General features: G+C 67.2%; 16 protein-coding genes. 5 read left to right on the top strand and 11 right to left on the bottom strand.

The features are described from left to right. Positions 1-27: 27 nt before the first annotated feature. Both QP609_RS06365 and QP609_RS06360 read right to left on the bottom strand, forming a co-directional pair. Positions 28-843 (bottom strand): DUF4349 domain-containing protein, encoded by an 816-nt coding sequence (locus QP609_RS06365; RefSeq protein ID WP_032956827.1) that lies wholly within the window; start codon positions 841-843, stop codon positions 28-30. Continuing rightward, positions 840-1,196 carry a GFA family protein gene (locus QP609_RS06360; protein ID WP_014646478.1) on the bottom strand — a complete coding sequence of 119 codons (357 nt, stop codon included), beginning with the start codon at positions 1,194-1,196 and terminating at the stop codon, positions 840-842. Before QP609_RS06360 ends, QP609_RS06365 begins: the two co-directional genes overlap by 4 nt. Positions 1,197-1,308: 112 nt before the next feature. Between QP609_RS06360 and QP609_RS06355 the strand changes: the two genes are divergently transcribed. After that, positions 1,309-3,117, top strand: coding sequence for a DUF885 domain-containing protein (locus tag QP609_RS06355; RefSeq protein WP_197621006.1), 1,809 nt, complete (start codon positions 1,309-1,311; stop codon positions 3,115-3,117). 89 nt (positions 3,118-3,206) lie between these two features. On the opposite strand, the gene QP609_RS06350 is transcribed toward QP609_RS06355, so the two are convergent. After that, positions 3,207-3,443: a hypothetical protein gene (locus tag QP609_RS06350; RefSeq protein ID WP_046429698.1), complete on the bottom strand. Its 237-nt coding sequence runs from the start codon at positions 3,441-3,443 to the stop codon at positions 3,207-3,209. A gap of 211 nt (positions 3,444-3,654) precedes the next feature. Between QP609_RS06350 and QP609_RS06345 the strand changes: the two genes are divergently transcribed. Then, a complete protein-coding gene (locus tag QP609_RS06345) occupies positions 3,655-4,653 on the top strand; it encodes a polysaccharide lyase (protein WP_046429697.1) in 999 nt (332 codons plus the stop codon). Between the two features lie 9 nt (positions 4,654-4,662). On the opposite strand, the gene agp is transcribed toward QP609_RS06345, so the two are convergent. From agp to QP609_RS06330, 3 genes are all read right to left on the bottom strand, one after another. Next, positions 4,663-5,886, bottom strand: a complete 1,224-nt coding sequence (gene agp / locus QP609_RS06340) for a bifunctional glucose-1-phosphatase/inositol phosphatase (protein ID WP_197621007.1) — start codon at positions 5,884-5,886, stop codon at positions 4,663-4,665. Positions 5,887-6,006: 120 nt separating this feature from the next. Continuing rightward, positions 6,007-7,839, bottom strand: a complete 1,833-nt coding sequence (gene smrA / locus QP609_RS06335; RefSeq protein WP_164076965.1) for a multidrug efflux ABC transporter SmrA — start codon at positions 7,837-7,839, stop codon at positions 6,007-6,009. Between the two features lie 156 nt (positions 7,840-7,995). Then, complete coding sequence (locus QP609_RS06330) at positions 7,996-9,558, bottom strand: serine hydrolase (RefSeq protein WP_197621008.1); 1,563 nt, start codon at positions 9,556-9,558, stop codon at positions 7,996-7,998. 110 nt (positions 9,559-9,668) lie between these two features. On the opposite strand from QP609_RS06330, the gene QP609_RS06325 reads away from it, so the two are divergent. Further along, entirely contained in the window at positions 9,669-10,112 is a 444-nt protein-coding gene (locus tag QP609_RS06325; RefSeq protein WP_014646472.1) for a VOC family protein, read from the top strand. Further along, positions 10,109-10,984, top strand: coding sequence for a DUF72 domain-containing protein (locus QP609_RS06320; RefSeq protein ID WP_032956808.1), 876 nt, complete (start codon positions 10,109-10,111; stop codon positions 10,982-10,984). The genes QP609_RS06325 and QP609_RS06320 overlap by 4 nt, the downstream gene beginning before the upstream one ends. Here the strand turns inward: QP609_RS06320 and QP609_RS06315 are convergent. After that, positions 10,905-11,519, bottom strand: a complete 615-nt coding sequence (locus QP609_RS06315) for a Pr6Pr family membrane protein (RefSeq protein WP_289213880.1) — start codon at positions 11,517-11,519, stop codon at positions 10,905-10,907. The two genes, QP609_RS06320 and QP609_RS06315, sit on opposite strands and share 80 nt — an antisense overlap. A gap of 79 nt (positions 11,520-11,598) precedes the next feature. On the opposite strand from QP609_RS06315, the gene QP609_RS06310 reads away from it, so the two are divergent. Then, positions 11,599-12,546, top strand: a complete 948-nt coding sequence (locus QP609_RS06310; protein ID WP_014646470.1) for a DMT family transporter — start codon at positions 11,599-11,601, stop codon at positions 12,544-12,546. Positions 12,547-12,576: 30 nt separating this feature from the next. Here the strand turns inward: QP609_RS06310 and QP609_RS06305 are convergent, their stop codons facing one another. The 4 genes from QP609_RS06305 to QP609_RS06290 form a co-directional block, all read right to left on the bottom strand. Beyond that, complete coding sequence (locus QP609_RS06305; RefSeq protein ID WP_126411866.1) at positions 12,577-13,737, bottom strand: AAA family ATPase; 1,161 nt, start codon at positions 13,735-13,737, stop codon at positions 12,577-12,579. A gap of 142 nt (positions 13,738-13,879) precedes the next feature. After that, positions 13,880-14,950, bottom strand: coding sequence for a sensor domain-containing diguanylate cyclase (locus QP609_RS06300; RefSeq protein WP_197621010.1), 1,071 nt, complete (start codon positions 14,948-14,950; stop codon positions 13,880-13,882). 117 nt (positions 14,951-15,067) lie between these two features. Next, the gene (locus QP609_RS06295) at positions 15,068-15,790 is read right to left on the bottom strand and encodes a pseudouridine synthase (RefSeq protein WP_014646467.1); all 723 of its coding nucleotides are present in this window, start codon (positions 15,788-15,790) and stop codon (positions 15,068-15,070) included. 34 nt (positions 15,791-15,824) lie between these two features. Beyond that, the gene (locus QP609_RS06290; protein WP_032956800.1) at positions 15,825-17,489 is read right to left on the bottom strand and encodes a diguanylate cyclase; all 1,665 of its coding nucleotides are present in this window, start codon (positions 17,487-17,489) and stop codon (positions 15,825-15,827) included. Positions 17,490-17,564: the final 75 nt, after the last annotated feature.

Genomic DNA, 17,564 nt, shown 5'->3' with positions numbered 1-17,564 from the left:
GGCTCCCTGCCGGCATCAGCCGTCTCCTCAGCGGGTGGGCGGCAGCGTGCGACGGCGGCGACGCCACCACGCCCGCACACCCCAGGCCACGACCAAGGCCAGCACACCCACCGGCAGCAACGCGGCGACGGCGCGGATCAGGAACGCAATGCTGCCGCTGAGGATGCTGCCCGACTCGCTCAGCGCCTCGCCGATCTCGCTGCGGCTGCGCTGGCCCGAGGTGGTGTCGAAGTGGATCGTCACCAGCTGGGTATCGATGCGCCGACGCTGCTGTGCGGCATCCTTGTTGGCCTGCTCGACGCCTGCTTCGATCTCCGACAGCCGCGTGGTGATCGCCATCAGGTCCTCGATCTTCAGGTCCTTGCGGTCCTGGTAGGACAACAGCCGCGCGTGTTCCTTCTCCAGCCGGGACTTGGTCAGCGCGGTGTCCGCTACTTCCTGCGCGAGGTCCTCCGCGCGCGTGTTGCGCGACTGCAGCGTGCCGCCCTCACCGGCCATCGCGATCAGCGGCTCGGTGCCCTTCGGCGCGATGCGCACCTTCACTTCACCGCTGGGCTGCTCGCCGCCGCGCTGGTCGACCTGCAACACTGCACAGTCGCCGAACTTCGCGCTCTGGCAGGCCTGGGCGATCTGCTGGATGCGCGGTGCGATCTGCGCCGCCTCCAGCTGCACCTGCACGTCATGTTCGTAGGCCAGGAATGCGCCTTCCGGCGAAGCAACAGCGGCATCGGCCGCGGTCGCGCCCGCCTCTGCAGCGCGCTCACCGTTCTTGGCGCAGGCTGCCAGTGCCAACAGCAGCACCGGCACTGCCAGCGTGCGCGTCCACGCGCACAGCGGCCTCACAGCGCGGCTCCGTTGTAGGAGGTCACCGAAAGACCGGCCAGATCGACCTGCGGCACGCAGCGAACGTTCACCGCCACCATCGGTGTGCCAGTACGCGGATCGATCGCTTCGCTGTAGGGGGCGATACCGCATTGGCGGCAGTGGTGGTGGTCGATATGCGCCTTGTTGAAGTGGTAGGTGGCCACGTCAGCCGGATCGGTGGCCAGCTGGAACGCCTCGCGCGGGGCGAACCACAGCAGGCTGCCGCGACGGCGGCACATCGAGCAGTTGCAGTCGATGACGTCGCTGATCGGCGCCTCGGCCTGTACGGTGAATGCGATCCTGCCGCAATGGCAGCTTCCCTGGTATTCCATGTCCTGCGCTCCTTTGGAGGGTCCTTGAAACCGCCCATGGTAATCCTATGGCACGGGGACAAAGCAGCGACGGGGCCCTATGCTCAGGGTTTGACCCCGTACAGGAATGCCGATGCGCCCGCATCTTCTTGCCCTCGCCCTGGTCGCTGCGCTGGCCGGTTGCCAGCCTGCCGACGCCCCGACCAACGCTTCCACCCCGGCCACCAGCCAGCAGGCCGGTGACGCGGCGGTCGATGCCGCCTTCGCCGATCTGTCCAAGCGCGCCCTGGACACCTGGATGCAGCGGTCGCCGGTCAGCGCCACCCAGATCGGTGACCACCGCTACGACGGCGAACTGGACGACCTGAGCGCCGCCGGCCAGCAGAAGACCGTGGCCGCCTACAAGGCGCTGCTGGGCGAGCTGGACAAGATCGAGGTGGCCAAGCTGGGCCGCGAGAACCAGGTGGACGCGGCGATCCTGCGCAACCAGCTGCAGTCGGAAATCTGGAACGCCGAAGTGCTCCAGTCCGGCAAGTGGGACCCGCAGCTGTACAACGGCATCGCCGGCAGCGCGATCTATGGCCTGATGGCCCGGGAGTTCGCACCGCTGCCGGAACGCCTGAAGTCGGCGACCGCGCGCATGGAAAAGCTGCCGGCGATCTTCGCCCAGGCACGCGAGAACCTGGATCCGGCCCGCGTTCCGAAGATCCATGCCGAGACGGTGGCCAAGCAGAACAAGGGCATCCTCAGCATCGTCGATACCTTCATCACCCCGCACATCGGCGAACTGCCGCAGGCCGACCAGCAGCGCCTGCAGGCCGCCATCGACGGCCTGAAGAAGGCCGTGGACGAGCAGCAGACCTGGCTGGACAAGACCCTGGTGCCGAACGCCAAGGGCGACTTCCGCATTGGTGCGGAAAAGTACGACCAGAAGCTGAAGTTCGCGCTGAGCTCCTCGCTGTCGCGCCAGGAGATCGGTGAGCGTGCACGCGCCGAACTCAAGCGCGTGCGCGAGGACATGTACGGCATCGCGCAGACCGTACTGAAGGACAAGCCGGGTGCCCCGGAGATGCCGGCCCAGCCGACCGACGAGCAGCAGCAGAAGGCGATCGAGGCCGCACTGGAACTGGCCTACGCCGACAAGCCGGCGCGCGACAAGGTGGTCGATGATGCCAAGGCCGCGCTGGAGCAGTCCACCGCGTTCGTGCGCGAGCACGACCTGGTGACCCTGCCCGACGCGCCGGTGGACATCATCCTGATGCCGGAATTCCAGCGTGGCGTGGCCGTGGCCTACTGCGACTCTCCGGGCCCGCTGGACAAGAACCTGAAGACCTTCTACGCCGTGTCGCCGATTCCGGACGACTGGAACGAGAAGCAGGTCGACTCGTTCCTGCGTGAATACAACTCGCTCATGATCCACCTGCTGAGCATCCACGAAGGCACCCCGGGCCATTACCTGGAAGGCTGGCACTCGGCCAAGTTCCCCTCCACCCTGCGTGCGGTGCTGCGTTCGGGCCTGTTCGCCGAAGGCTGGGCGGTCTATACCGAGCGCATGATGCAGGAGCAGGGCTACCTCGACAACGACCCGCTGTTCCACCTGGTGCAGCTGAAGTTCTACCTGCGCACGATCTCCAACGCGATCCTCGACCAGGGCGTGCACGTGGACAACTGGGATCGCGAGAAGGCGATGCACCTGATGACCCACGACGCGTTCCAGCAGGAAAGCGAAGCGGCCGGCAAGTGGGTGCGCGCGCAGCTGACCTCGGCGCAGCTGCCGACCTACTTCGTGGGTGCGCAGGAACACTTCGACACCCGCAAGGCGGTGCAGGAAAAGCTGGGCGACAAGTTCAACCTGAAGGCGTACCACGACCAGGTACTGTCCTACGGCGCACCGCCGGTGCGTTTCGCACGCCAGCTGATGCTGGACCAGCCGATCGAGTGATCGGCTGCGGGGCTGAATGCCCCGCGGCTCTGGCAGCACCTCACGGCCCGGGCTTCCCGGGCCGTTCTCGTTTGAAGCGCCCGACGGCCTCACATCCGGTGTATGTACAGCTTCCCGGCATTGCTGCGGATATCAAGAAAGTACTTCACCTTGCAGCCCCGGCATGCCGCCGGATGCACTTCATCAAACCCACGTTGGTTCTCCAGCGCGACGGCCAGTATGGGATGCCCGCAGTCGAAACAGCAGAATGCAATGTTGTTGCCATGGGGATCGGCGTCGATCTGGTCGCCATAGTGATCCATTACCAGAAAGTCCGTGATTTTCATGGTCGATCTCCAGAGTAGGTGAATCACCCGCAGACTACATCGCAACCCCGCAGCCCAGAAGGGCACGCGTCGCCTACAGGGCAACGCATCCTTCCCGCCACGTTGGAGCCGCTCCGGTCCTGAACCGTTGCACATCGGGCGTGCGTGACCTCACACCTGGCGAACAACTCCGGGCGCATCTTTCGCCAGGTTCCCCCTTCCGCCGGCGTCCATGTCTCTCCCCCTCTTGCGTCTTGCGCTGCTGCCCGCGCTGTTGGCCAGCACTCCTGCCTACGCTGCCTGCCCGCCGCCACCGGCGGGACAGCCCGACATCCGTGCCCTGGGCTACTACACCGACAAGGCTGGTTCGGTGATCGACCCGGCACTTCGCCAGCAGAACAAGGACGCCACTGCGCCGCTGGACCGCTATGCCGCCGACGTGGCGCGCATGAGCGACGACTACCTGCGCGACGGTGACCCGGCAGCCGCACAGTGCACGCTGAACTGGCTGGGTGCGTGGGCCGACGACGGCGCCATGCTCGGGCAGATGATCCGGGTCAACAACAACCAGTCGTTCTACATGCGGCAGTGGATGCTCGATGCGGTAGCGATGGCCTACCTGAAGGTGCACGACCAGGCAGATGCCCGGCAGCGCGCGCGCATCGATCCGTGGTTGCAGAGGCTGGCCCGGGCCAACCTGGCGTACTGGAACAATCCGAAACGGCGCCGCAACAACCACTACTACTGGGGCGGTCTGGGCGTGCTGGCCACCGGGCTGGCCACCGACGACGATGCCCTGTGGCAAGCCGGCCACGCCGCCTTCCAGAAGGGCGTCGATGACATCCAGGACGATGGCAGCCTGCCGCTGGAGATGGCGCGCGGGCAACGCGCCCTGCACTACCACGACTACGCATTGGCGCCGCTGGTGATGATGGCCGAGCTGGCACGGCTGCGCGGCCAGGACTGGTACGCCAGCAGGGATCACGCCATTGACCGTCTTGCCCGCCGCGTCATCGAAGGCAGCAAGGACCCTGCATGGTTCAACGAACACACCGGCGTTGCACAGCTGCCCCTGCAGGCCAGCGGCTGGGTCGAGTTCTACCGCTTGCGCTCACCCGATGGCGGCCTGTTCGATGCCGCGCATGCACGCGGACCGTTCCGTTCCCCACGGCTGGGCGGCGACCTTACGTTGATGGCTGCGCAGGGCATCGTGCGCACGCCGCTGCGATAGCCCCTTGTTTCAGCGACGGGCCCGCTGTAGCAGCTGCTGGAACTGCGCACGGCTGCAGCCCTGCCGGTCACAGCCCGGCAAGGGCAGTGCGACGCGTCCCGGCGGCTGCGCCTCGGTCAGCGGCACGGCATCGCGCAGCTGCGCGGTGGTCGGATAGACGTAGGCCAGGCGGAACCGCTCGCCACCGCTCTGGCGGTCACGCCAACGCTCGAACTGCAGCAGGCCGCCGATCGGCGTCTTCTCGTACTGGCCTGGCAGGCTGTAGTCGCTGATTCCCAACGCCGCCAGCACCGAACCGATATTGGAATCATGGCCGACCAGCAGGATCACCTTCGGCGACGCCGGATCACCGAACGACGCATCCACGCGCGCCAGCAGCGGAGCGGCCACGTCACGCGCCACCGCGGGTGTTCCGAACAGGATGTCCTGGTAGCGGTTGCGGATCTGCGCCAGCGCCATCCATTGGCCTTCCGTGTTCAAGCGGCCCCAACCTTCGCGCGGAACGCCACTTCCCTGGTAATGCTCCATCAGCAGGGCATCGACCAGACCGCTGGCCAGTGCCAGTGAACCCGAAGCGCGTGGCTCCTTGCCCGGCTCCGCATTGAAGGTCGTGTCGCCCAGCACCAGATGACAGTCGCTGCGCCCCGTACAGGCCGCCGACTGCGGGTAACGGGTGATTTCCTCCACCACGGACAGTGCGGGTGCCAGATCCGATGCTGTCAGCGCCTGCTGCATTGCCGCCAGCGCGCGCTTGCGGAATGCCGCGTCATCGTTGTGGATCACCGGGTCGAACAGCGGATCCATCGTCCCCAGCGCCATGCGCTGTTCGACCGCAACATGGCAGCCCGGAAACGCACCGGCAATGAAGAACTGCGCGGTGGCCTGGGTACGCTGCAGGCTGTTGGCATGGGCGTGGAAGTCAGCCGGCTGCGGGCAACCCGACGCCGACAACAATTGCGCCTGGCGCAGCCACTGGCCGATGTAGCGCCCCATGTAGACTTCCAGCACGCCGCCCTTGGTGGTCAGCTCGCCGGGGCCTACGTCCCAGCGTGGCCAGCGCTCCGGCGTGGCATGGGCAAGGGCGCCCGACGCCACCACCGGCGCGCGCAGGTTGTGGCGGCTGAGCAGGACGACCTGCTCGAGCTGGTCGCCTTGCACCGGTGTCGTCGCCGCGGCTGCGGCCGTGGTGGCCAGAATGAGTGCCAGCAACAAGGAGCGTACGGGTCGGATCATGCAGGTCTCCGGAAACACGTTGGGGTCAGAGCCCTTTCCTGCGGAAAGGGATCCGACCCCAAGGCATACGTGGCCAGGGTCGGATCCTGCTCGCAGAGAAGGCTCCGACCCCGAAAGCAATCATTGATCGGCGGCCACAAAACCACCGGTCTGTCGCGCCCACAAGCGCGCGTACAGGCCACCGGCGGCGATCAGTTCGGCGTGGCTGCCGGTCTCGACGATGCGGCCCTGGTCCATCACCACCAGCCGGTCCATGCGTGCGATGGTCGACAGCCGGTGCGCGATCGCGATCACCGTCTTGCCGCCCATCAGCTCATCCAGGCTGTCCTGGATCGCCGCTTCCACTTCCGAGTCCAGCGCCGAGGTCGCTTCGTCCAGCACCAGGATCGGGGCATCCTTCAGCAGCACGCGGGCAATGGCGATGCGCTGGCGCTGGCCACCTGACAGCTTCACGCCACGCTCGCCGACATGTGCGTCGTAACCACGACGCCCCTGCCCATCCACCAGCGTGTCGATGAAGGCTTCGGCACGCGCCTTGGCCACCGCAGCGCGCAACTGCTCATCGGTCGCGTCCGGACGGCCGTACAGCAGGTTGTCGCGGATCGAGCGATGCAGCAGTGAGGTGTCCTGGGTGACCACGCCGATCTGCTGGCGCAGGCTTTCCTGAGTGACGTAGGCAATGTCCTGGTCGTCGATCAGGATGCGGCCGCTTTCCAGGTCGTACAGGCGCAGCAGCACGTTGACCAGGGTCGACTTGCCGGCACCGGAAGGACCCACCAGGCCGATCTTCTCGCCCGGCTTCACCACCAGGTCCAGGCCTGCGATCACGCCGCCCTTCTTGCCATAGTGGAAGTGGATGTCCTGGAAGTGCACGCCACCGCGGGTCACCTGCAACGGCACCGCGTCCTCGCGGTCCTGCACGGTCAGCGGCTGGGCGATGGTGGTGATGCCGTCCTGCACCGTACCGATGTCCTCGAAGATGCCATTGATGGTCCACATGATCCAGCCGGACATGTTGTGGATGCGGATCACCAGGCCGGTCGCCAGCGTGATCGCACCGACGGTGATGTGGCCGCCATTCCACAACCACAGCGCGAGCCCGCAGGTACCGGCAATCAGGAAACCGTTGACGATGGCGATGGTCAGGTCCATGCCGGTGGTCACCCGGGTCTGCGCGCGGTGCTTGACCGCCAGTTCCTGGATCGATTCGGCCACATAGGCCTGCTCGCGCCCGCCATGGGCGAACAGCTTCAACGTGGGAATGTTGGTGTAGCCATCGACGATGCGGCCCATCGCCTTGGAACGCGCTTCGGACGCAATCCAGGCCCGTTCCTTCGCGCGCGGCACGAAGTAGACCATGATCACCGCATAGGCCAGCAGCCACAGGACCAGCGGCACCATCAGCCGCCAGTCCGCCTGCGCGAACAGGTACAGCGCGGTGCCGGTGTAGACCACGATGTACCAGAGCGAGTCGACCATCTGCACCGCCGACTCGCGCAGCGAGGTACCGGTCTGCATCACCCGGTTGGCGACGCTGCCGGCGAAGTCATTCTGGAAGAAGCTCAGGCTCTGCCGCACCACGTAGTTGTGCATCAGCCAGCGCGAGCGGTTGCTCAGGCCGGGCACGATCGCCTGGTTGACCAGCAGGTTGTGCAGGCCGACCAGGATCGGCCGCGCGATGACCGTGATGAACAGCATCCAGCCCAGTTCATTGGCATGGTGCTTGAAGAAATCGGCCCCCGGTTGCTCGGCGACCATGTCGACGATGCGGCCCAGGTAATCGAACATCGCCACTTCCACCAGCGCCAGCAGCAGGCCGGCGATCAGGGTCGCCAGCAGCACCGGCCACACCGGGCGCAGGTAGTGCAGGTAGAACGGCAGCACCTTGCGCGGTGGCATGCGCCCATCCACGGGCGGGAACACCGGGATCAGGGATTCAAACCAACGGAACATCGCACTCCCTCGCCTCTTGCAAGCGGCGAAGTATCCCACGCCGGATGTGTACGCCAGCCGATGATCGCCGCCGCTCCGGTAGTGCCGGCCACTGGCCGGCAACCTTGCGGCATTTCGGAAGATCATGAGGTTGCCGGCCAGCGGCCGGCACTACCTTCATTCGTTGACCGGGGTGAACAGCAGGTCCTGGAAATCGAAGCTGAAATCGGTCAGGTCGGAGATCGACTGCATGCGCACCTCGCGCACCTTGCCGTCCGGGTCCAGGCTGAAGTTCACGAACGCATCGGCGTTGAGCGAGCGGTCATCCCAGCGCACGATGAAGGTGTCGTGCTGCCAGTGCTCCAGGCGGCCGTTCAGCTGCGCGGTCTTCATGAAGCGCAGGCGCAGGCCCTTGCCTGCGGCACTGACCTCCATGTCGCCATACCAGCGGTCGCGGAACGTGCCGGTGTAGCCGGCCAGCGGCAGCGACGGCCTGCTGCCCTTGTCGCGCGCGCTCTGATGCTTGGCCCAGGCCTCGTCGGCCTTGTCCTGGCCCTTGGCCACGGCCTTGGCATAGGCGTCCACCCAGTCGTGCTTGTCGCCGCCCATATAGGCATCAAGCACGCTCAGGGTGATCGCGTTGAACGCCGCGCCCACTTCCTGGTTGGTCAGCACCACCACGCCCAGCTTCTCGCCCGGCACCAGGGTCAAGCGCGAGACCATGCCCGGCCAGCCACCGGTGTGCCAGACCAGTTTCCGGCCGCGATAGTCACTCAGGCTCCAGCCTTCGCCATAGCCGGCAAAGTTGGCCCGTGCCGGTGCCAGCTCCGGCACGCTCGGCGCCGGGATCGACTGCGGGGTGATCATCCGCCACATCTGCTGCTGGCTCTTTTCGCTGAACAGCGCAGTGCCGTCGGCCAGCTTGCCTTCGGCCAGCTGCACCTGCATCCAGCGCGCCATGTCGTGCGCACTGGAATAAATGCCACCGGCGCCGGCATTGTTCGACCAGGTCAGCGGTGCGACGGTGCGCAGGTCCTTGAAATCGTACTTGGCGTGGCCGACCGCCGCCGTGTCACCCGGCTTCAGGTGGTCGGCGTTGTAGCGCGTGCCGGCCATGCCCACCTTGTCGAAGATGCGGGTCTGCAGGAACTGCTGGTAGCTCACGCCCGAGACGTGCTCGATCACCTGCTGGGCGACCGCGTACAGGATGTTGTCGTAGGCATAGCTTTCGCGGAATCCCCCCTTCAGCGGCACCTTGCCCAGCCGTTCCACCACTTCGGCGTTGCTGTAGGACGTGGTTGGCCAGAACAGCAGGTCACCGGCGCCCAGGCTCAGGCCGCTGCGATGCGACAGCAGGTCGCGGATCGTCATCTGCCCGGTCACGAACGGGTCGGACATGCGGAACGACGGCAGGTGGTCGATCACCTTGTCGTCCATCTTCAACTTGCCCTCTTCCGCCAGCAGGTTCAGCGAGGTGGCCGTGAACGCCTTGGTGTTGGACGCAATGGCAAACAGCGTATCGGCCTGCACCGGTTCCGGCTTGCCCTGCTCGCGCACGCCCCAGCCGCGCTCCAGCACCACCTCGCCATCCTTGACCACCGCTACGGCAATGCCGGGCACGTCGAACTGCGCGCGCACGCGCTCGACGGTCGCATCCAGGTCCTGCAGCGGCGGCGGGGTCGCCGCGCTCGCCATGGTCGTGCACGCCAGCAGCACGGCTCCTCCGATCCAGGGTTTCATCCAGCACGATCTCCGAACAGGGGTGGCGGCCATGTGCAGGCCGTCACCGGGGTTTCGCGGGATGGTAACGTCCGGCGGCGCATCCTGCCCTGTGCCATAGGAGGGGTGTCATGGGCGAGAACGGCCAACCCAGCAGCGGCTCCACGATCATTCCGTGCCTGCGCTATCGCGACGCGCAGGCCGCCATCGACTGGCTGCAGCGCGCCTTCGGCTTCCATGCCCAGGCCGTCTACGCCGATGGCGATACGGTCTTCCATGCGCAGCTCACCTTCGGCAGCGGCATGATCATGCTGGGCTCGGCCAGCAACCAGAGTGCGTGGAGCAAACACGCTGCCCTGCCTGACGAGGTCGGCGGACGCCAGACCCAGAGCGCCTGCGTGATCGTCACCGATGCCGATGCGCACTACGCGCGGGCCAAGGCCGCCGGTGCCCGCATCGTCATCGACATCGCCGACCAGGACTATGGCGGACGCGGCTACGCCTGCGCCGACCCGGAAGGCTACCTGTGGTGGTTCGGCAGCTACGACCCGTGGCGCACGGACCACGGCCAGTGACCACGGCCGGCCGGCAGGCAGAGATCCGCTGCGGCATCGGCGGCTGGGTGTTTCCCGAATGGCGCGGCGGTGTGTTCTATCCAGCAGGCCTGCCGCAGCGGGAAGAACTGGCCCACGCCAGCCGCGCCCTGCGCTGCATCGAGATCAACGGCACGTTCTACCGCACGCCAACTGCGGCCCAGTGCGCGCAATGGGCTGCGCAGACACCCGACGGTTTCCGCTTCTCGATGAAGGCGCCGCGCTACCTGGTGCAGCGACGCGACCTGTCCAGCACCGTGGAAGCGGCCACACCGTTCCTGCAGGCGGCACTGGCGCTCGGTGACCGGCTCGGCCCATTGCTGTGGCAGTTCGATCCGCGCCACCCGGCCGACGCCGATGCACTGGAGGCGCTGATGGCACAGCTGCCTAAGCAGCTGGACGGGGTGCCGCTGCAGCATGCGCTGGAGGTCCGCAACGCCGAGGCACATGGCCCGGCACTGGTCGACGCCGCCCGCCGCCATGGCGTGGCGCTGGTGATCGAGGACAGCGACGAGGCGCCATTGCACGGTGATGTCAGTGCCGGCTTCGTCTATGCGCGGATCAAGCGCAGCCAGGCCCGCTTGAACGAGGGCCTGCCGGCGCCCGTGCAGCAACGCTGGGCCGAACGCGCACGCCGCTGGTCACGCGGTGAACCAGTGGATGACCTGCCCTGCCTGGCCGGGCCCGCCGCGGAGGCCCCGCGCGAGGTCTACCTGCTGTGCATCGGCGCAGGCAAAGCGCGCAACCCGGCGGCAGCGATGGCCCTGCAGCGCCTCATCGACAGCGCCAGCGGTCCAGCCCCCACAGCAGGGTCCACCCCACCACGAACACGCTCGCAACGCGCAGCACGTTGAGCAGGAACGCCGCCAGCCCCAGGCGTTGCAGTTCGAGGAACGGATACGGCGCCTGTCCTGTCACTTCGGCCACCAGCATCGCCCAGCCCAGGTACACCAGCGGTACCAGCAGCACCCCGCCCAGTGCGCGCCAGCGCAGCGCGCCATGCGGCAGCAGCCACCACCACCCCAGCAGGTACAGCGCCGGCACAGCGTAGTGCAGGCCGGCATCGACCCACCATTGCAGCCCGGTGGGTTGCCAGAGCCCCTGCAACGCCAGCACGTAGATGCACGCGGTCACCCCGATGCACAACGCGATCGCCGCGGCGACAGTCACGTTCAGCACACCCGCACGGATCAGCCGGACGCATCCCAGGCACACCGCCAGGTTGCTGAGAATCGTGAAGTAACCAACGAAGCGCAGCGTCGCCATGCCGACCCCGGCAGCCGCCCCGGGGCCATGCAGCAGCAACAGGTATTGCAGCAGCAACGAGGTGGCCGCCATCAGTGCAGTCAGCGCTGCCCATGCACGCTGGGCGGAACGGTTGGCAGCCATTGCGGGGTTCCCCTGGCGAGTTTCCGCGAGCATGCCACAGGCATCGCCGGCGGCCGTGCGATTGCCGCACAATAGGCGGATGAGCACACCCGACACCCGCAAAGCGTTGTGGCAGATTCACTTCTGTGTCCTGCTGTGGGGCGTCACCGCCATCCTCGGCAAGCTGATCACCCTGCCCGCACTGCCGCTGGTGTGGTGGCGCATGCTGCTGGTGACGGCGATGCTGGCGCTGCTGCCGCGGGTCTGGCGTGGACTGCGTACGCTGCCAGTGCGGCTGGTGGCCGGTTATGCCGGCATCGGCGCCCTGGTCGCCCTGCACTGGCTGACGTTCTACGGTGCGGTAAAGCTGGCCAATGCGTCGGTGGCCGCCACCTGCATCGCGCTGGCGCCGGTGTTCACCTCGATCATCGAACCGTGGGTGGCCAAGCGGCCATTCCAGCTGCGTGAACTGGCGTTCGGCCTGGCGGTGCTGCCGGGTGTCGCGCTGGTGGTCGGTGGCGTGCCCGACGGCATGCGCCTGGGTGTGCTGATCGGCGCGATCTCGGCGCTGCTGGTGGCAGTGTTCGGCTCGCTCAACAAGCGCATGGTCAGCCACGCCGATCCGCTCACGGTCACCGCGCTGGAGCTGGGTGCGGGCACCCTCACCCTGACCCTGCTGGCGCCGCTGATGCCCTACCTGCTGCCTGCGCTGGCCAGCCCGTTGTGGGTGGTCCCGGACCTGCACGACGGCATCCTGCTGCTGGTGCTGGCCGGGTTCTGCACGCTGCTGCCGTTTGCCCTGGCCCTGGTCGCACTGCGCCACCTGAGCGCCTACACGGTGCAGCTGGTGACCAACCTGGAGCCGGTCTATGCGGTGGTGCTGGCGGTGGTGCTGCTGCGCGAGCAGCACGAAGTCACCCCGTGGTTCTACCTCGGCGTGGCGATCATCGTAGGCGCCGTGTTCCTGCATCCGCTGCTGAACCGCCGCAAGCCGGTGCAGCATCCGGAGATTCTTGGCACGGCCGAGGCGCGCAACATCGCCGATTGAGTGCATCCACGCATGACGTGGATGCCCGTATCAACGCTGCGGCCAGTGCCATGCAGGTGCATCCAGCAGGCCCTGCCCGCTCAACAGCGTGCGGCCCTGTTCCTTGTACAGATGCAGCGAATGGCACCCTGGCGCCTGTTCCAGCGCCGCGATCAGCCGGCTGGCGTGCGACACCACCCATACCTGGCTGCGCGCACTGGCTGCGATGATCAGCCGCGCCAGCGCCGGCAGCAGGTCCGGATGCAGGCTGGTCTCCGGCTCGTTGAGCACCAGCAGCGGCGGTGGACGCGGCGTGTGCAGCGCAGCGGCCAGCAGCAGGAAGCGCAGCGTGCCGTCGGACAGTTCGGCCATCGACAAGGGCCGCAGCAGCCCAGGCTGGTGGAAACGCAGCGCCAAGCGTCCATCCAGCTCCTCGAAGCCGACCGTGGCGCCTGGGAACGCATCGTCGACGCTGCGTGCCAACGCCACCGGGTCACCGATCTCGAGGATGGTGACCCAGGCCGCCGCCAGATCCCGGCCGTCGTGATGCAGCACCGGCGTGCGCGTGGCCATCGCCGGTTGCCGCGCCGGGGCATCGGCATCACTGCGGAAATGATCGTAGAAGCGCCAACGCCGGATGTACTCGCGCAGGGCGATGGTGTCCGGCAGGCGCTGCGGATCGCCGACCTGGGTGAACAGGCTGTCGAACAGCGACAGCCGGTCATCCACGAGATCCCAGCCGCGCGCATGGCGTTGCCGCACCATCGCCCCGCGACGGTCGACCAGCAGGTTGGCGCTGCGCAGGAACGGGCCGGCCCAGATCGCCTCGGCCTTGATCTGCGGGTCCAGTGCGAAGGCCGATCGACTGGGCGGCGGGTAGCCCAGATCGATGGCGTAGCCGAATTCGTCAGTGGCGAAGCCCAGCTTCAATCCCACCGATTCCTGGCGTGGGCCGCCCTGCAGGGGGATTTCGCCGGCAGCAACCCGACGGTCCATCTTTTCCGGACCCGCCCACAGCGCCGAGCCCAGCCCGCCTTCGCGGGCCAGCACCGCCGCGACGCCGCCCTGCGCGGTCTCTGCCAGCAGGCGCAGGGCACGGTACAGGCTGGACTTGCCACTGCCGTTGTCACCGGTCACCACATTCAACTGCTGCAACGGCAGTACGAGCCCGTGCAGCGAACGATAGTGGGCGATGGCCAGGGTCTGCAGCATGGTCGGCGTCCGGGGAACCAGGGGATCATGCTGCCCGGTTCTGATCGCAGGAGCTGCGACGCGATGTGAATCGGTGACAGCATCCACGCGTCGCGTTGATCTACTGGAGCGGCATCCGTTTACCGCGCGGGTGGCAGATGCTTCAGCCGGCCACTTCCACCCGGTTGCGGCCATTGCCCTTGGCCCGGTACAGCGCCTTGTCGGCACGTGCCAGCGTGTCATCCACGCTTTCACCGGGCTGGTGCTGGGCCACTCCAATACTGATCGTGACCGGGAATCCCAGCGGCAGATCAGCCACGGCCAGGCGCAGGAACTCGCACTGCAGTTCGGCGGTGCGCAGGTCGGTAGCCGGCATCACCGCCACGAATTCCTCGCCGCCATAGCGCGCGGCCATGCCGCGACCGGCGAAATGCGAACGCAGCAGCACGCCCAGTTCGGCCAGCACGCGGTCACCGGTGGCGTGACCCTGGAAATCATTGATGTGCTTGAAATGGTCGATGTCCAGCAGCGCGACGCAGGCCGCCCCGGGCTGGTCTCCGTTCACCGCCACCGCCTCTTCCAGCGCTGCCGCCATCGCACGGCGGTTCGGCAGGCCGGTCAACGCGTCGGTGCGGCTCTGTTCGGCCAGGTCGGCATTCTGCGCGAGCAGTACGTCCTGGTACTCAGACAGCAGTCGCTCGTAGTCATCGCGCTCCAGCATGTGTTTCTGGATGTCGAGCGCGAAGCGGCGCAGTTCCATCACCAGCATCACCTGCCGCGACAGCGCCGCCAGCGCTTCAGCCTTGTCGCTGGCCAGGTGCTGTGGCTGCGCATCGAATACGCACAGCGTGCCCAGCGGCAGGCCATCGGAGCTGATCAGCGGCGCGCCCGCATAGAAGCGGACGTGCGGATCGCCCACCACCACCGGATTGTCGTGGAAGCGGATGTCCTGCAGCGCGTCCTCGACCACCATGACCTGCTGCGGTTGCAGGATCGCGTGGCCGCACATCGATTCGCTGCGCAGGTTTTCTGCCGCATCGATGCCCTGGATCGACTTGAACCATTGCCGCTCGACGTCGATCAGGGTCACCGCCGCCATCGAGGTGCCGCAGACCGCCTTGGCGATCACCACCAGGTCGTCGAAGGATTTTTCACGCTCCGAATCGAGGATACGGTAGCGGTACAGCGCCTCAAGCCGAAGGGCTTCATTGGCAGGCTTGTCGGGCTTGATCATGCAGCGTCACGTTCCGGCAGGTCACCGCGAAGTCTAGCTGATGTAGAGCCGAGCCCATGCTCGGCTGCACCCGGACAAAAGAGCAGCCGAGCATGGGCTCGGCTCTACAGAAGCCGTTTACCAGTCCAGCTGCCTCGGCAGCAGGCCCTGCAGCTCCTGCTCGGTCAGGTTGCGCCACTGGCCCGGCTTCAGCGCACCGATCTTGATGTTGTCGATGCGCACGCGACGCAACTGGGTCACCCGATAGCCGAACTCGGCCGCCATCAGGCGGATCTGTCGGTTCAGGCCCTGCTGCAGGGTGATGCGGAAACCGAACTTGGCGATGCGCGAGGTCTTGCACGGCAGCGTCATCTGGTCGTGGATGCGAACGCCACGGGCCATGCCACGCAGGAACTCGTCGGTGACCGGCTTGTTCACCGCCACCAGGTACTCCTTCTGGTGGCCGTTCTCGGCGCGCAGGATCTGGTTGACGATGTCGCCGTTGCTGGTCATCAGGATCAGGCCTTCGGACTCCTTGTCCAGGCGGCCGATCGGGAAGATGCGCTGTTCATGGCCGACGAAGTCGACGATGTTGCCCTTGACCGAGGTCTCGGTCGTGCAGGTGACGCCGACCGGCTTGTTCAGCGCGATGTAGACATGGCGGCGGGCACCGGGCTTGCGGGCCACGCGCGCGCGCAGCGGCTGGCCGTCGACCAGCACCTGGTCTTCCTCGCCCACCACCGCGCCGGTGCCGGCCGGATGGCCGTTGACGGTGACCCGGCGGGCGGCGATCAGGCGATCGGCCTCGCGGCGGGAGCAGAAGCCGGTGTCGGCGATATGTTTGTTGAGTCGGGTGGTCATCGCCCTATTATCCGGCATCCCCGCCCGCTGCGCTTCATGCCGGGGGCGGCGGATCGAGTTCTTCGCCGTCGAATACCCGGTTGCGGCCGGCACGCTTGGCCACGTACATGGCGTGGTCGGCCCGGCGCAGCAGCGCGGCGAGATCGTCCTCGCCCGGCCGCCACTGCGCCAGGCCGATGCTGGCGGTGACCTCCAGACCGGGCACCTGCAGCGCCCGGGCCGCCTCGGTGAGGTGCTGGCGCAGGCGATCCAGGCGCGCCGATGCCGCCTCGCGCGGCATGCCCGGCATCAGCAGCAGGAACTCTTCGCCGCCCATCCGCACCACCTGGTCCTGGCTGCGGACCGCGGCACGCAATGCACGTGCCACCGCCACCAGTACCTGGTCACCCACGGCGTGGCCATGGCGGTCATTGATGTCCTTGAACAGGTCGATATCGAGGAAACCGATCACCAGCGGGCCGCGCTCGCGATCAACCCGTTCCAGATGCCGTGCCAGCTGCTGCAGCCCGGCACGGCGGTTGGGCAGACCGGTCAGGCCATCGGTCTCGGCCAGCTGGCGAAGTTCATCGCGCTGCTGGCGCAGGCGGCCCAGCCGCTGGTTCAGCGCATAGGCAGCCATCATCAGCAGCCAGGTCACCGACAGTTGCAGTGCCTCCACGCGGTACTCCAGCAACCACGCAGCGCGGCAGGCGTCGGCCAGGATCAACACCAGCATCGGTGCCAGCGCCGCCAACCCCGCCTGCGCCCAGCGGTCGCCGCGCAGCCATGCCCACACCCCGGCCATCAATGCCAGGCCGCAGCCCAGCAGGTAGGACACCTGCAGGACCTGCGCCACCCAGGCCAGGCTGTCCCGCTGCAGCCAGGGCACCCACGCGGCCAGCGCCAGCAATCCCCACAGCGCCAGCAGCTGCATCGGGCGCGATCGCGGCAGCAGGCGGTCGCCGCCGTTCAGTCGCCACAACGCGGGCAGCACCAGCGCCTGGGATGCAGCGGTCAACGACAGCAGCCACCACGCGCTGCGCTCACCTACCGGCAGCCATGGCTCGGGGTAGCCGCTCAGCCCGCCGAGAATGGCCTGCCACAGCACCAGCACGGTGGTACCGGCGATGTAGACCAGGAAACTGCGGTCGCGGGTGGTAAGGAAGGCCATCAGGGCCGACAACGCCAGTGCGATTGCCACGGCAATGCAGGCCGCGCGCACCAGCAGGCGGGCGGTATCGTTCTGCTGCACGGGACTGGGCGCGCCCAGCCGCAGGGTCGGTACCCAGCGCGCCTTCAGCGGCGTCTGCCATGACACCAGGAACGGTTCATGGCTGCCCGCCGGCGGCACCGCGACCAGGCCGATGCCTGCGCGGAACCGGGAATCACGGGTACGGGCATCGTGCATGTTGCCGCAGATTTCGCGATCCCCATGCTGCACGCGGACTTCGCCCGCGAACACATTGAACACGTCCAGTGCCTGCGGCTGGCCCGACCAGCCGCCCGCTGGCGCGGACACCTGCACCTGTTGCCGTGGCCCCGCCAGCATCTCCGGCGTGCATGCGCGATGCGGGGTGGGTTCATCGGTCGCCGCACCGACCAGCAGGTAGTCACGCCCGGCTTCGGCTACGGCCGCCGACAGCGGCCACGGCATTGCCAACCACACCAGCAGCACGACCAGCACCGCTCCCGTTCCGTACTGCCCCTGCCTGCCGCCCACGCCACGTCCTGTTCCTGCTTACGCCCGCGCCCACTGCGCGTCGCCCCTGCCGGGCATTATCGCAGCCGCGGCTGC

Origin of the sequence: Stenotrophomonas sp. 8(2023), assembly GCF_030345295.1 — a bacterium.
Taxonomy (GTDB): domain Bacteria; phylum Pseudomonadota; class Gammaproteobacteria; order Xanthomonadales; family Xanthomonadaceae; genus Stenotrophomonas; species Stenotrophomonas muris.
Note: the sequence above shows the minus strand (reverse complement) of the source record. Positions and strands in the feature narration are given on the sequence as shown.

Coding starts and splice junctions, on each gene's coding strand:
- QP609_RS06355 (WP_197621006.1), top strand. CDS start 1,309: ATGCGCCCGCATCTTCTTGCCCTCGCCCTGGTCGCTGCGCTGGCCGGT.
- QP609_RS06300 (WP_197621010.1), bottom strand. CDS start 14,950: ATGATCAAGCCCGACAAGCCTGCCAATGAAGCCCTTCGGCTTGAGGCG.
- QP609_RS06345 (WP_046429697.1), top strand. CDS start 3,655: ATGTCTCTCCCCCTCTTGCGTCTTGCGCTGCTGCCCGCGCTGTTGGCC.
- QP609_RS06330 (WP_197621008.1), bottom strand. CDS start 9,558: ATGAAACCCTGGATCGGAGGAGCCGTGCTGCTGGCGTGCACGACCATG.
- agp (WP_197621007.1), bottom strand. CDS start 5,886: ATGATCCGACCCGTACGCTCCTTGTTGCTGGCACTCATTCTGGCCACC.
- QP609_RS06325 (WP_014646472.1), top strand. CDS start 9,669: ATGGGCGAGAACGGCCAACCCAGCAGCGGCTCCACGATCATTCCGTGC.
- QP609_RS06295 (WP_014646467.1), bottom strand. CDS start 15,790: ATGACCACCCGACTCAACAAACATATCGCCGACACCGGCTTCTGCTCC.
- QP609_RS06305 (WP_126411866.1), bottom strand. CDS start 13,737: ATGCTGCAGACCCTGGCCATCGCCCACTATCGTTCGCTGCACGGGCTC.
- QP609_RS06315 (WP_289213880.1), bottom strand. CDS start 11,519: ATGGCTGCCAACCGTTCCGCCCAGCGTGCATGGGCAGCGCTGACTGCA.
- QP609_RS06310 (WP_014646470.1), top strand. CDS start 11,599: ATGAGCACACCCGACACCCGCAAAGCGTTGTGGCAGATTCACTTCTGT.
- smrA (WP_164076965.1), bottom strand. CDS start 7,839: ATGTTCCGTTGGTTTGAATCCCTGATCCCGGTGTTCCCGCCCGTGGAT.
- QP609_RS06350 (WP_046429698.1), bottom strand. CDS start 3,443: ATGAAAATCACGGACTTTCTGGTAATGGATCACTATGGCGACCAGATC.
- QP609_RS06360 (WP_014646478.1), bottom strand. CDS start 1,196: ATGGAATACCAGGGAAGCTGCCATTGCGGCAGGATCGCATTCACCGTA.